Annotated in this window: 11 protein-coding genes; 3 read left to right on the forward strand and 8 right to left on the reverse strand. The window is 68.2% G+C overall.

Translation table 11 applies throughout. The features are described from left to right. Positions 1-155: 155 nt before the first annotated feature. Positions 156-3,431, forward strand: coding sequence for a BTAD domain-containing putative transcriptional regulator (locus H343_RS0107055; RefSeq protein WP_028430569.1), 3,276 nt, complete (start codon positions 156-158; stop codon positions 3,429-3,431). A 94-nt stretch (positions 3,432-3,525) separates the two neighbouring features. On the opposite strand, the gene H343_RS35225 is transcribed toward H343_RS0107055, so the two are convergent. The 6 genes from H343_RS35225 to H343_RS0107085 form a co-directional block, all read right to left on the reverse strand. Further along, complete coding sequence (locus tag H343_RS35225) at positions 3,526-3,672, reverse strand: hypothetical protein (protein WP_158679518.1); 147 nt, start codon at positions 3,670-3,672, stop codon at positions 3,526-3,528. A gap of 963 nt (positions 3,673-4,635) precedes the next feature. Further along, on the reverse strand, positions 4,636-5,226 hold the full coding sequence (locus H343_RS35820; RefSeq protein ID WP_051264665.1) for a hypothetical protein: 591 nt from the start codon (positions 5,224-5,226) through the stop codon (positions 4,636-4,638). 168 nt (positions 5,227-5,394) lie between these two features. Then, positions 5,395-6,096, reverse strand: a complete 702-nt coding sequence (locus H343_RS0107070; RefSeq protein ID WP_051264668.1) for a response regulator transcription factor — start codon at positions 6,094-6,096, stop codon at positions 5,395-5,397. Further along, on the reverse strand, positions 6,093-7,223 hold the full coding sequence (locus H343_RS0107075) for a histidine kinase (RefSeq protein ID WP_028430571.1): 1,131 nt from the start codon (positions 7,221-7,223) through the stop codon (positions 6,093-6,095). The genes H343_RS0107070 and H343_RS0107075 overlap by 4 nt, the downstream gene beginning before the upstream one ends. A gap of 104 nt (positions 7,224-7,327) precedes the next feature. After that, on the reverse strand, positions 7,328-9,862 hold the full coding sequence (locus H343_RS0107080; protein WP_028430572.1) for an ABC transporter permease: 2,535 nt from the start codon (positions 9,860-9,862) through the stop codon (positions 7,328-7,330). After that, positions 9,859-10,569, reverse strand: a complete 711-nt coding sequence (locus tag H343_RS0107085; protein WP_037902705.1) for an ABC transporter ATP-binding protein — start codon at positions 10,567-10,569, stop codon at positions 9,859-9,861. Before H343_RS0107085 ends, H343_RS0107080 begins: the two co-directional genes overlap by 4 nt. Positions 10,570-11,188: 619 nt before the next feature. Between H343_RS0107085 and H343_RS0107090 the strand changes: the two genes are divergently transcribed. Beyond that, positions 11,189-11,587: a DUF2267 domain-containing protein gene (locus H343_RS0107090; RefSeq protein ID WP_028430574.1), complete on the forward strand. Its 399-nt coding sequence runs from the start codon at positions 11,189-11,191 to the stop codon at positions 11,585-11,587. Positions 11,588-11,788: 201 nt separating this feature from the next. On the opposite strand, the gene H343_RS0107095 is transcribed toward H343_RS0107090, so the two are convergent. Continuing rightward, positions 11,789-12,094, reverse strand: a complete 306-nt coding sequence (locus H343_RS0107095; protein WP_158679519.1) for an STAS domain-containing protein — start codon at positions 12,092-12,094, stop codon at positions 11,789-11,791. A 296-nt stretch (positions 12,095-12,390) separates the two neighbouring features. Next, positions 12,391-13,002: a GNAT family N-acetyltransferase gene (locus H343_RS0107100; protein ID WP_028430576.1), complete on the reverse strand. Its 612-nt coding sequence runs from the start codon at positions 13,000-13,002 to the stop codon at positions 12,391-12,393. Between the two features lie 433 nt (positions 13,003-13,435). On the opposite strand from H343_RS0107100, the gene H343_RS0107105 reads away from it, so the two are divergent. After that, positions 13,436-14,362 (forward strand): SCO1860 family LAETG-anchored protein, encoded by a 927-nt coding sequence (locus H343_RS0107105; protein ID WP_051264671.1) that lies wholly within the window; start codon positions 13,436-13,438, stop codon positions 14,360-14,362. Positions 14,363-14,479 lie beyond the last annotated feature (117 nt).

Below are 14,479 nucleotides of genomic sequence, written 5' to 3' on the forward strand. Positions count from 1 at the left end.
CAGCGGGGACGCCGCGTGGGCGGGGAGGTGTGCGCCCCGGATGCGTCCATGCGCCCCTCACCGTTTACCCGCTGCGGCGGGAGAGTGGAGAGGGGCCGCACATGGGTGCGGAGACTGCCGTGATCGGCAGGACGAGGCAGAACCATCAGGGGGTGATGGTGGACCTCATTGCACTGGGACCGCTGGAGCTGTGGCACAAGGGAGAGCAGTTGCCGCTCGGACCGGTCCAGCATCGACGCGTGCTGGCAGTCCTGCTCCACGCAAGGGGTGAACCGGTGAGCGTGGAGACCCTGGTGGCTCGCGTATGGGAGGAGGGGGAACCGCCTCCCGGCTCACTGGAGACCCTCCGTACTTACATCTCCAAGGTACGGAGGCCTCTCGAATCAGCGAGTGACGAGGTCCGGTTGGCTCGCCCTTCACCGCGGCAGTACCGGCTCAGCGTGCCTCCCGAGTGTGTGGACATGCTGCGCTTCGAGCGCCTGCGCGTCCGGGCGCGCGATGTCGTCGGCCGCGAAGGTCCCCCGGCAGCTGTCGCCCTGCTAAGGGAGGCCGAGGCACTGTGGCGCGGAGAGCCGCTCGCCGAGTTCACGGGAGAGTGGGCCGCGTCCACACGCGCCCGGCTCCGAGAGAACCTGCTGCGGGTTAAAGAGGAGCGAATCGGCCTGGAGCTGGAGATGGGACACCATGCCGACCTCGTGGGTGAGCTTGGCGAACTCGTCGCGGAGAATCCTTTCGCCCAGCGTGCCGTCGGCTCGCTGATGCTGGCGCTCTACCGCAGCGGCAGGCATGCCGAATCGTTAGACGTCTACCGCGCGACGTACCGGTGCCTCGACGACCGGCTCGGGATCCGGCCCGGCACGGAGTTGCAGCGGCTCAACCGGCAGATCCTGGAGCAGGACCCGGCACTGGACCTGACTTCGCCTCACGCCGAGGGCGGGAGCGGAGATGCGGAGGGTCGCGCCGCTGCGGCTACGCCGAGCGCGTCACGGAACGTGACTGGTGGTAGGGCCAGGGGCGAGGGGTCGGGCGGCGGCATCGGAGATGCGGAAACACGGCGGGCGGGGAACCTGCCTCGGGATATCCGTGACTTCACCGGACGTACGGGAGAACTCTGCGCCCTGCTCGCCGATCACGCCCGTCCAGACGGCGAGGACGAGACCGTCATGCCGGTCACCGTAGTGTACGGAATGCCGGGAATCGGCAAGACGGCGACGACTGTCCGTGCCGCACACCGGATGCGGGAGCGCTATCCGGACGGGCAGTTCTACGTCGACCTGCGTGGGTACAGCGAGCAGTCCCGGTGCGAGCCCCGCGAAGCGCTCGCCCTGCTGCTGCGATCGTCGGGAGCCGTCACCGAGTTACCTGACTCGCTGGACGAACGAGCCGCCCGGTGGCGCGAGTGGACTGCTCGGCACCGGGCGCTCGTCATTCTGGACAACGCCCGCACAACACAGCAGGTGACGCCCCTGCTGCCTGGCGAACCTTCCTGCCGGGCGATCGTGACGAGCCGCGTCCGTCTCGCCGGACTCGACGGGGCCCAGTCGCTCTTCCTGGACGTACTGTCCGCAAACGAGGCGGTTCAGCTGTTCGGACGCGTCGCAGGTGCGGCACGTACAGCGGACCGCGCGGCGCTGCGCCAGGTTGTTGAGGCCTGCGGCCGGCACCCGCTCGCTCTGCAACTGTTGGCGGGGCGCTTCCGGCACAGGGAGTCATGGGACCTGGAACATCTTCACGACCGGCTGACGCAGGCACAGGACCCGCTGGACGAGTTCGATGCGGGGCTCGAGATCGGGCTGGGTCTGACTCAGGCTTTCCAGCTGTCGTACGCCGACCTCACCGACGAGGCACGGCGGTTGTTGCGCCGTCTCTCGCTGCACTCCGGCCCGGCCGTCACCCTCGGCGGAGCGAGTGCCCTCCTCGGCACGGGCCTATCGACCGCGCTTCAGCATGTCGAAGCGCTGCTGGACGCGCATCTGCTCACCGAAGGCCAACGGGACAGTTACCAACTCCACGACCTCGTACGCGCCTTCGCCCTCCACGTGTGTCGCCGAGACGAGCCGGAATGCTCGCGGCACTCAGCAACTGACCGTCTCCTGACGTACTACCTGCGCAGCGCTGATCGAGCCGACCGTCTGGTTTATCCACGGCGGCGCCGGCTGCCCGTCGACGGTGGCGAGGCACTCGAAGTACCGGTGTACGCAGAACATTTTGCCGACGCAGACGAGGCCTCGGTCTGGCTGGACGTCGAACGCGCCAATCTGCTCGCAGCGGCATCTACGGCGAAGGACTCGGCACCGTCGCGCATCGCAGGTTTCTCCCACGTGCTCGCCCCCACGCTTAAGTCTTGGGGTGTCTGGCGCCTGGCAGCAGAACTGCACGCTGCCGCGGTCTCCGTGCTGCGCACCGGGACCGACCGGCCCGCTCTGGCACAGGCGTTGACTGACCGTGCGGGCATACGTGCCCAGGAGTGTCCCAGCGACGCCCTGGGCGACGCGTCCGAGGCACTCTCGCTCTTCGAGGAACTCGGCGACATCGAGGGGACCGCCGCTGCTCTCCTTCAGCTCGGACGCGGGCGTCTCGCTGCGGGACGCAGTGACGGAGCCTTGCGGACACTGGAGCGGGCGCTGCGACTGCACCAGGAGTGCGGGGACCGCTACAGCCAGGCGGAGGTCCTCAACGTTCAGGGTGTCGCACTGCACTACCGCGGCGATCACCGCGCGGCTTCGGAGCGCTTCGGCGCCATGCTTCGCCTGTCGGAGGAACTCGGCGATCAGCAGCTTGAATCGAGAGCCTTGAACAATATGGGCGACTTGTCGCTTCTGGAAGAACGCTATGAGGAGGCACGCGAATATTTCGAGCGGTCACTCGACTTGGCGCGGCGGTTCGGTGCGCGCCGTGTTTGCGTGATCCTGGAGGGGAATCTGGCTGTCGTCTATAACGCCACCGGCGAGCCAGAACGCGCCCTGGCTTCGCTGCAACGAGCCCTCGATGGCTACCGCACCGGCGGCGACACAAGCGGCGAAGCGGACACCTTGATCGCCCTGGGCAAGACCTTCTCGGACATGGGGCGCCTGCGCGAGGCCTTGTTGCACTTCACCAAGGCCGAACAATTGGCACGCAGCATCGACAACTCGTATGAACAACAACGTTCATTGGTGCACACAGCAGACATTCATCGGAAGGCTGGGCGCCTGAACCAGGCGCTGGACATTTACGGGACAGCGCTGAGCATCTCTCGAGCGATCAATTACCCGCTGGGCACCGCTAGGGCACTTGACGGGCTCGTGCGCAGTACGTCGCTCATAGCGGCCGGAAGCCAGGTGCGCACCTGCGCGGAAGAGGCCCTGGCTCTCTACGCACGACTGGGAGCCAAGGCCGAGGCGGTTTCCCTCCGGATTTTCCTCGGAGAGCGCAAGGCGACGGGCTCCTGAGCAGCACCCAGGAGCCCGCACCTACCGCGTGATGATCAAGCGCCCCTCGCCGTAGTTGGCCAGTCGTCGACCTGGAGCACCCGGCCGGGACTTCTCACCAGTCCATTTTGTCGTCAATGGCCACCGTGACCAGGTCGGACTCTGCCCGATCGTCACCCTGGAGCGTCTGGGGTATCACCGCGACAGCCAGCGCAAGAGCGGCGGTTACGACGAATGGGACGACAAGCTTCTTTGCTGTCACTTCAAGCTCATTTCACTCTTATGAGTCATTCGTAGCACGCGTGTTCGTGGGGGTGCAGTGCAGGGATGATCATGCCGCAGTCCGCGTGCGCGCGCCAATTCGGTCTGGCCTCGACTCCCCCCGGCTGAGGCGCAGTTCAGGCTGCACGTTGGAGTCCCGCGACTCCCGAACGGCAAGGGGTCGACTACAGCAATGAGACCAAGCGTGGCCAGCCCGTCATGCGGTCATGGTGGCCGACTACAGAGAGCGAGAACCCGGCCCGGACGCCTCCAGGCTCGAACCTCGTACAGTCCTCTGATCTGGTCGACAAGTTCCGGTCTTGGAGGATTAGTTGGATACCGGCGAGCAGTTCGTGACGATCAGCGCCGTCTTATTGGGCGTCCTGATGACGCACGTGACAACTACATCCTGGAAAGGAGCCGCAACCGGCAAACGAGCTGCTGAGGCGCTGGGACGACAAGAAGCCGGAATACAGGCGGCTTCGCCCTCGGCTTTGTAGCGGGCGATCAGCTTGTTGACCCACCCCTTGGAGACCCCGTCCTCCCGTGCGACCTCAGCTTGAGGCCTGCCCTCGACGACGACTGCAGTGATGATCAACCTAGCTTTCGACACCGTCGAGCATCGACCGGACCCAGGCTTCCCATGTCCCGAGACACCGTTTCCGATGACCTGAGACATGGGTTTCTATGCCCCTCCTGAACCAGAACACCACCGCCTCCGCCGAGGTCAGAGAAGTAGCAGGTCAGAAGGGGTGTCCATCAACGATGGGCGCCCCTTCGGCGTGCGCGCTGTCTCACCCTGATGCGCGTCTGTCCCACCTCTGGCCAGTGTGTGCGGCCAACCGTCCAGCACCTTGGCGTAGTAGCGTTGAAGCACCGCGACGCTCTGTCCTGCGCGGCGGGCCGTCTCGGCCAGACTCATGCCGGAGCGGAGCCAGAACGACACGCATGCGTGCCGCAGGTCTTAGGGAATGGCGGTCAGTGGAGAGGCGATCTGCGCGGGAGTGAGCGCCTTCTTGCGCGCTTCCTTCCACACTGCCCCGTACTCCTGGAAACGGACAGGGCCACCCCGTACGGCGCTGAAGAGGCGGCCCTGGGCTGTGATGTCGAGGGTGTCGAGGTGTTCCCGGAGAATCGCGACCAGGACGGGCGGGATGGGGACCGGGCGGATCGCGCGTCGGGCCCGGTGTTTCAACTGCCGTTCCTCGTACGGCTTCCCGTCGTCCGTCCAGGCAGAGCCCACCTGTAGCCGGGCGCCGGCGAGCATGAGCCGTCCCAATCGTTCGGAGGGGACGCATTGTTCGGCGCTGAGCATGGAGACCTCTTCGAGCCGCATCGCCGCGTAGTAGATGCACGCGAAGAACTCGACCAGGTGAGTGCCACGGCGGCCCTGTTCGCGAACGGCGTCCAGCAGTGAGCGCGCCTGTGCCGGAGTTGCGACGCTGTGCACGTCCAGCTCTTCCACCGTCTTGGGCGTCTCCCAGTGGAGACGGTGCAGCGGGTTGCCGGGCAGCAGCTCGTGCTCGACGGCCAGAGGGAGGCAGTTGCTCAGCACCGCACGGCGCCGTCGGAACGTGTCCTCGCGTTCCCAGCATCGCCTGCACCCTCATCTGCTACCGCAGACTCGCCAAATGAGACGAGCTCTCAGCGCTGAGCCGTCAGGGTGGGTGGCCGGTCCCGGCGCCGACATCGACAGAGCTGGCCACCACGTCGCTCACCATGCTCACTCGCCGGGGCTGACGAGTCCGGTCTCGTATCCGATGATCACGAGCTGGGCGCGGTCGCGTGCGTTCAGCTTGCCGAGGATGCGACTGACGTGCGTCTTCGCTGTGAGCGGCGACATGTAGAGCGACTCGCCGATCTCGGAGTTGGTCTTCCCCCGTGCGACCTGGGCGAGTACTTCGCGCTCTCGCTCGCTCAGGACATCGAGGGGACCCGTGTCTCCCGGACGGCTGATCGGTCGGCGAACGAGGTCGGCGACCAACCGCTTGGTCATCGCCGGTGAGATGAGGACGTCGCCGTCGGCGGCGGCGGTGATCGCCTCGAGCAGGAGTCGCGGTGGGGTGTCCTTGAGCAGGAAGCCGGAGGCGCCGGCTCTGAGCGCCTCGTAGACGTACTCATCGAGCGCGAAGGTGGTGAGCACGAGCACCTTGGTGGTGCTGAGCCGTTCGTCGCCGCAGATCGCCCGGGTCGCGTCGAGTCCGTCCATGCGAGGCATGCGGATGTCCATCAGCACGACATCGGGGCGTGTCCGCCGGGTCTCGGTGATCGCCTGCGCGCCGTCGCCGGCCTCACTGACGACCTCGATGCCGGGTTCGTTGGCGAGCAGTGCTGCGAACCCGCGGCGCACCAACTCCTGGTCGTCGACGAGCAGCACGCGGATGTCGCGCCTCGTCGCGGCAGGTGCGTCGAGCCGAGGGGTCATGCCCACCGCCCGCCGGGCAGTTGGTATGGCACGAACGCGTGCACCGTGAACCCGCCTTTGTCGGTGGGTCCGGCGTGGACGGTGCCACCGAGGAGCTCCGCTCGCTCGCGGATCGCGACCAGACCGATGCCGGTGCCCGGAGTCGTAACGCGTGAGGTGGCCGGGGCGTCGTTCGACACGGTGACGTGCACGCCGCCGTCTGCGTGCCGGAGCCGGACGGTCGTGGGGACGTCGCCGGCGTGGCGGGCGACGTTGACCAGGCACTCGTGCACGATGCGGTGCACCGTCACCACGGTGCTCTCCGCCACGTTCGCAGGATAGTGACCGTCCTCGACCACCTCGACCTTCCCCGAATGCCCGGCGGCAGTGACGACGTCGCTGAGGGTGGTGGTGGCCGCCGGTGTCGGGCGAAGCGGGACCGACTCGTCGGACCGGAGGAGCCCGAGGAGGGATCTCAGCTCGTCGAGCGATCGTCTGCCTGCGTCGTTGATCTCGACGAGCGCAGTGTGAGCGGCGGCGGGATCGCGCTCGAACCCGTGGGCGGCGATGCCGGACTGGACGGTGATCGCCGACAGCGAATGGGCGACGATGTCGTGCAGGTCGTACGCGATGCGAAGGCGTTCCGTCTGGAGCCGCTCGGCGACCTGGCGTTCCACCGCGTCGGCTCGACGCCGCAGGTTGGAGCGACGGGCGTCGGCGGCGGCGATCGGGAGCAGGAGAACGGCTGAGTAGGTGACCCACTCGAACCAGAACGGCTCGCCACCGGCCTGCGCCCCGAAGCCGGCGACGACGATCGCGACGAACGATCCGAACCAGATCACAGAGCGGTCGTCGCTCCGGCGCACGAGACGGAACAGCGCCACGGCGAGCATCGGTCCCAGCGCGACCGGGCTGGAGGTCCATGCGAGGGTGACGACGGTCAGCACACCGATCGCCACGACGGTGACCCGACCGAACCGACCGGCGACGACGAGCAGCACGGCGGCGGCGGCCGCGATCGCGATGCCTGGAAGCTGCCGTCCGGCCTGGACGTCCGGATCGAGGGCGAACACGCCGACCGACACCGCCAACGCGGCGACGAGCGCAGCGAGATCGGCGCGACCGGTGCGGTGATCCGTGTGCGGCATGGCACCATCATCGTCGCGGCCGGTGGCGGGCGCATACTCCGACGGGAGGTCTCTGCACCTGGACCGGTCGTGGGCCGCCCGGTCCAGGTGCTGGACCTGGCGCATCAGCGGTCCCGGCTCACCAGCTCGAGCACAGGCACCCGGGAGACCCGGAACGCGGGCCACGCCGCAGCGACCACGCCCGCTGCGACTGCGACGATCAGCGTTACGGCCAGACGGAGCCAGGGCACGACGACGGACGGGATCTCCGCGCCCCCGGTGACATCGATCATCGCCCAGCCGAAGCCGGCTCCGACGGCGACACCGATCGATGCTGCCACGAACGACAGGAGTGCCATCTCGAGCCGCACGATGCGACGCAGCTCCCGCCGAGACGCCCCGACCGCTCGCAGCAGCCCGATCTCTCCAGAGCGTTCATTGATCGCGAGCGCCGTGGTGTTGGCGACCCCAAGAAGCGCGATCAAGCTCGCCAGAATGAGCATCCCGTCGATGAAGTTCCCGAACGCAGCGATCTCGCTCCCGCTGCTGGCGACGTGTTCTTCCCGGGTCGCCAGGAACGATCCGGGCGTATCCCGGACCAGGGCACTCACGTCTTCCTCGGCGTCCGCCACCGCTCCGTCGGCGAGGTCGACGAACACCTGCGCATCGAGCAGACGGCCGACGGAGGCGTCGAGTGTCGCACGGTCGACGAAGTACGCCGGGGCTTCGAAACCGCCGGTGCTCCTCTCGACCACGGCAACGATCGGCGCTTCGACGGTCGATCGTTCGAACTCGATCTCCAGGCTTCCGCCGAGCAGCGCCGGGTCGTCACCGACCACGGCCACGCCTCCAGAGCTCAGATCGGCGAGGTCGCCGGCTATCGGGTCGAGGTCGTACATGGTGGGCAGTGCCGTCGGGTCAATGCCGCCGACCGCCTCGGCTTTCCCTGCCACTATCCCTTCGGCGACCGACAGCGCAGTGACCGAGTCGACGTCGGGCAGTGCTGCTATCCGGCCGGCGAGGGTGGGGTCGACCGTCGAGAAGTCGGGGGTCGCCGACGTGACCACCAGGTCCCCCTGCAGTCCCTCACGGACGTCCGTTCCCACCGCGCTCGTCAGTGAGCTCGCGAAGATCGAGAACACCGTCACCATCGCGGTTCCGAGCATGAGCGCGAGCGCCGTCGATGCCGATCGACGGGGGCTCGCAGCCAGGTTGCCCGCTGCGACCGATCCGGACACACCGGCGGCGCGGCGGGCCGCCGGAGAGCTCCAACGTGCTGAAGCTGTCACGATCGCCGGGCCGCACAGCACGAGCGCCGGGACGATGGCAGCAGCGAGCATGAGCCACACCGGGTTCGAGCCCACCACAGCCACAGCTCCTCCAGCGATCGCCGCCGCGGCGAGCACGAGTCCGCTTGCAGTGCGCGCTCGGCTCACGACTCGTGCTTCGGCCGCGCTCTCGCGCAGTGCCTCGACCGGTGGTGTCGCCGCCGCGCGGCGAGCCGGGATCCATGCCGAGAGGATCGTTGCGCCGATACCGACGGTCGCGGCGATCGCGATCGAGGTCGGGCTCACGATCGTCGGCCCGGTGAGCAGGCTGACCCCGGTGAGTCCGACGACCCAGCGCAGCGCGCCCACTCCCGCGACCCCGCATACGAGGCCGGCGAGCGTGGCGATCGTTCCGACGAACGCCGCCTCGATCACCACTCCGCCGAGCACGTGGCGTCGTTCCGCACCGATCGCACGCAGCAGTCCCGACTCCCGCCGGCGGCGGGCGACGGTGAGCGCGAACGTGTTGAAGATGATCGTCACGCCGATCAGAATCGCGACCACGGCGAAGGCCAGGAGGAACACGTTCAGGAACTGCAGCGGTGACGTCGCGGCGTCCTGCCTCGTCCGGATGTGGTCGGGTCCGTCGACGACCTCGGCATCGGACAGCGCCGACACCCGGCCGAGCACCTCGGTGCGGTCGGCGCCCTCCGCGACGTCGACGAGTGCCTCGGTCGGCGCCGCCGTGTCGAGCCAGGCGGGCACCGCTCCGCCGGGCAACAGAACCGTTCGCTGCAGCGGTGCCGCGTCCGCCGAAGCGAACGTCGCGATACCGGTGATGGTCGCGTCGTGCATCCCCGTCGCGGTCAGGACCTGTACGACGTCACCCGGAGCCACGTCTGCGTCATCGGCGAGCGACCGATCGATCACGATCTCTCCGGCCTCGGTCGGTGGTCGCCCGCTCGCGAGCCGGAACGGATTGAGCGCCGGGTCGGCGACCCAGTTGCGACCGACGTCGCTCGCCGTGCCGGTTCCGACCGTCGATCCGTCGACGACCAGCTTCGCGAAGCCGACCCACTGCGAGGCGGCCCCGTCGACGCCGTCGACCGAAGCCACGCGCTCGGTGATGTCGGGATCCAGTGATCGCCGAACCGACCTGGCAGAATCTCCCGGTCCTCCGCCGGGCTCGCCGAGGGAAACGCCCTGCACCACGGCGTCCGTCCCGGCCAACGCTTCGGCGATATCGCTGGCCGCTCGGCCGCGCATCGAGTCGGCCAGCACCAGCGTCGCGACGAGGAAGGCCACCGACAGTGCGGTCGCGGTGCCCGTGAGCAGGAACCGACCCCGGCTCGCGAACACGCTCCGGGCCGCGCTCCGCACCATCTGGCTCATCGCCCCAGGTCCTTCACCACGTCGAGCACCGAATCCGCCGACGGGCGATCCATCACGTCGTGCACCCGGCCGTCGACGACGAACACGACGCGGTCCGCCCAGGCAGCGGCGTTGGGATCGTGCGTGACCATCACAATCGACTGATGATGCCTGTCGACCGCTGACCGCAGGTTTCCGAGGATCTCCTGTCCGGACCGGGTGTCGAGGTTGCCGGTGGGCTCGTCGGCGAACACCACCTGTGGCCGGGCGACCAGCGCCCGGGCGACGGCGACGCGCTGTTGCTGGCCGCCCGAGAGCTCCGCGGGCCGATGATGCATGCGATCACCGAGGCGCAGCAGCGACACGACCTGATCGAGCACTTCGTCGCTCGGACGGCGGCCCGACAGCGTCGACGGTAGGCAGATGTTCTCCTCGGCCGTGAGCGTCGCCACGAGATTGAACGTCTGGAACACGAACCCGATCCGTTCTCGGCGCAGCCTGGTCAGTTCGCGGTCGTCGAGAGTCGACAGATCGGTGCTGCCGACGAAGGCGCGGCCCGACGTCAGTTGATCCAGCCCGGCGGCGCATTGCATCATCGTCGACTTTCCCGAACCCGACGGGCCCATCACAGCCGTGAACTTCCCCGCCGGGAACGCGATGGTGATGTCGTCGAGCGCGACGACCGCCGACTCGCCGGAGCCGTATCGCTTGACGGCGCCAACGAGCATGGCCGCAGCGTCGTCAGCGTTGGCTGACAGAGCGCTCCCGGACTGCCGATCGACAACTGTGGAATCTGGATGTGGGGACACGAGACCTCCGATGAGTGGTTGGTGTCCACCACGTTGACGGCGGCCTCCGGCCGCCGCGTTCACCCACAGGAGGCGACGCGTACTCGCACGGGAGTACAGGCGCGATCGCGCGGCCGGCCTTGATGGCCGACGATTCGGCCGAGGAGCGTGACGGTGCCGGTCATCGCCGTCATCGCGGAGGATCGCGGTCGCCGGGAGTGGGCGCAGGCCACTCTCCGCGGTGGCCGGTGTTTGGTTCAGCGATACCCGGCTACTGGGGGGTGCCCGGGCGGGGCCGCCGTTCCTGGGGAGGTCCGGCGGCCCCTCCTTGGTGCCCTGCTGAGGAAAGGGCGGATCCGGTGCGCCTGGGTGCCTGGTGCCCCCTCTGCCTGACAGAACAGGTGGTGGGCAGGCAGATGTGAGCGTGGGCTCTCGGTCACCGCCAATTCTGAAGCAGGCTCGACGGTTTGGTGACCGACCGGATGAATACACACGATCGCGTGGGAAACCCGGCCGGTCGCCAAGAGGTACATTTCGATCGAGAGAGGCTGTTTCTCCCATGCGTGACGACGAGTTGCTGGCAGAGGTCCGCGACCAGGGTGATTACAAGGACCAGCAGGAGGCACACGCGGTGACGGACGCTGTGCTGACGGTCCTCGCTGCCCGTATCACCTCAAGTGAAGCCCATGACCTGGCTGCACAGCTCCCCTCGCCCCTGGACCAGCCCCTGCGGGACACAAACGGTGCCGGCGGCGAGTCGTTCGATCTCGCCGAGTTCTACCGCCGCGTTGGGGAGCGGACGGGCAGGGGCCCTCATACCGCCGAACGGGATGCCGCTGCGGTCCTTTCGGCACTCCCCGCTGCCGTGTCCGCCGGGCAGGTCCGTCACCTCGTGACCCAGTTGCCCAACGATTTCGCTGCGCTTTTCAACCGGCATGAAGATGGCAAGTTGCCCTGATCCCGGGTCGCGCACTGTCGGCGCTGCCGGAATTCTGAGCGCCGAAGCGCCGCTCATGCCGGCGTGCGGCCAGCCGCGAGTGCTTTCCGCTCCAGGCTGGCCGCGTAGTGCACCGCCTCGACGCGGTTATGAGAACTGACGGCTGCCTTCCGCTCTTCGACTGCCGCCTCGAAAGTCGTACCGGCAGAGGTGAGCATGTGCTCAGTCGAACGTGTGGTGAATGGGGCCGGCATCGTGGAAGGCGCGCAGGACAGGCTCGCTGACCTCGGTGATGTGCAGGCGCCCGCGAGTGACACGCAGGGCGCGCTGCACTCCGGCGATCCCGTGGAGCGCAGCCTCCTCGCACCTGGTGACTCCCGCCATGTCAAGGCTGAGGTGGCGGTGGCCCCGTCTGAGACATTCGAAGACGTGGTCACGGAATGTGTACATGCTCTGTACGTCGAGTTCGCCCTTCAGTTCCAGGGTGATCTCGCTGCCGTCCGGTTCCGGGCGCAGCGCGATTTCCATCCCTGGCGCTGTGATCGGCGGGTCCATCACCTGGCCCCTGAGTGACGCGACAACGACGTCGAGTAGCAAGTGGGAAATTCTCCTTCCGTGAATGATAAATGGGCTCGCCGAGCTTCCACAATTGAGACGGCCTGAGGAAGGACGTCCCGCTTGCCTCCCCGGACTGCGGCAGCCCGCGCCGGAAGGGTCTGAACGATTGGGAATTCCGTTTCAGCGTTTCGGCTACCGGTGGAGGAAGGCGATTCGAAGCCGGCGGAGGATGCCGGAGGACGCCGGGGTGCCCGGCGGCCCCGGCGTCACTCTCCGGGGCCAGTGCCGAGGCCGGGCCCGGTGCCCGGCAGGGACGCGGGGATGCCGTCCGGGTCGTTGCGGTACGCACGCCAGATGACCTCGACGCCCACCTCGCCCGGCGCGGCGGGGCCTTCGGGTACCGGTCGTCGCGCGACCTCGGTGAAGCCCAGTCGCATCGGCACGCCACCGCTGGCCAGGTTGGCCTCGTCGTGACGTACCTCGACCGCGTCGATGCCGGGGAGGGTGAGGGCTTCGCGCGTCAGTGCCGCCGCGGCCATGGTCGCCAGCCCCTGCCCTGTCCAGGAGCGATGGAGCCAGTAGCCGATCTCCAGTGCTCCCGGGCCGACGCGGCGCATCAGGCCGCAGCTGCCGATCGTCGAACCGCCGAGCGAGATCGCGTAGTTGTACGCCTGGTTCTCCTCCCACTCCCGTTCGCAACGGGTCACGAACTCGCGCGAGGCGTCGGGACCGTATCCGTCGGCCCAGGGCATCCACGGCGTCAGATGGTCTCGCGACTCCACGACGACGCGGTGCACGGCGTCGGCATCGAATGCGCGCCAGCGCCTGAGCACGACGCGTTCGGCGCGGAGCAGTTCGGCAGGTCTGTGGCGGTCCATGGTCCGGATGCTTCCTCCCGGGCGCGGACGGGACAACGCAATTTGTGAGAACACCGGTTGGAACGGCGCCCGGCTGTTCCCTTCCCCTCTGTTCCATTCCCCGTCCGAGGGGGCGCGACGGGAGGCGCGCTCCGTGGGCAGGTACAGATATGCGCAGGTCATGAGCGTTGAGGTCACCGTCCTCGGGCCTCACTGGGGGAGTCGAATCCCGTCGGAGTCCGCAAGTGGCCAGCGATGGGGAGAGGGGTGCACTCGAACGGGCATATGAACTCTACGAAATCACTGACGGTCTTTCACTAAATAGGGTTACCCGGAGTTGCATCGCCATCACCAGGCCAGGCATCATCTTTCGGACCAAAGCCCCGACTTGCCCCGCTGTCCCCGTAGTTCAGCGATGTCGGCGGCTCCACGTCCCCCGGAAGGTGTCCCCTACTTGATCACGCATGTCTTGGGCCGGCGGGCCCGTCGGTTCACGCTGCTCGGCGCCGCCACGGCGATGATCGGCGGCGCGATGGTCACCGTTCCCGCCCACGCCGCCCCCGCGGACGGGAACTCCGGTTCCACCGGCAAGGCGACGGCCGTCGCCGCCCGCACCGACCTCGACGTCTCCGTGGCGAACGCCGCCAACGTCCAGGTCGACGCGTCCCTCAACGCCGTCGGCGCACCCGCCGCCGCCGAGAAGACACTGCTGACCGCCGAGGTCAACGGTGCCAACAAGGACCGTCCGCTGAAGCTCGTACAGGCCGATGTCGCACGCTCCGGCGCCAAGGCCGACGAGCAGCAGGCCGTCGGGCACGTCAAAATGGCCGGGGTCCGGGCCTTCGCGCCCGGTCTGCTCACCAAGCCGCTGGTGAGCGCCGACCTCCTCGCGGCCACCGCCACCTGCAAGGCGGGCGAGAAGCCCACGGCCGAGGCCGACCTGGAGAACGTCTCCGTGCTCGGCAAGCCGGTCGAGGTCAACGTCGGCAGCCAGCAGGTCGAGGTGGCCGGAGTGGGCACCGTCGACATCACGGTGGAAGAGGAGACGACGAAGACCGCCTCCGGGGCCGCCACGGCTCTGAAGCTGTCGTACGAAGTGAACCCGGCCCAGCTGAACGTCGTGAAGGCGGCCGGTGACATCGTGCTCTCCGAGGCCACCTGTGAGACGCCGAAGGGCGAGGACGGCGGGACCGGCGGAGCCGGGGGCAACGACCCCGGCCCGCAGACCGGCGGCAACGGTGGTGACAGCGGCGACGGCGGCGGCCTCGCCGAGACCGGCGGCAACTCCGCCACGCCCGTCGTGGCCGGGGTGGGTGCGCTGCTCGTCGCCGGCGGCAGCGCGATGTACCTGATCCGGCGCCGGGGAGCCCGGAGCAGCTGACAGCGGGCAGCCGACACAGAGCAGCTGACACCGGGGAGCTGTGCCCGGAGGGGGCCGGGGCACCGCACGGCGCGCGAGTCCCGGTAACTCCTCATGGACACCGGTCCGTTCCCCGGA

The sequence above is a fragment of the Streptomyces sp. TAA204 genome, assembly GCF_000424965.1.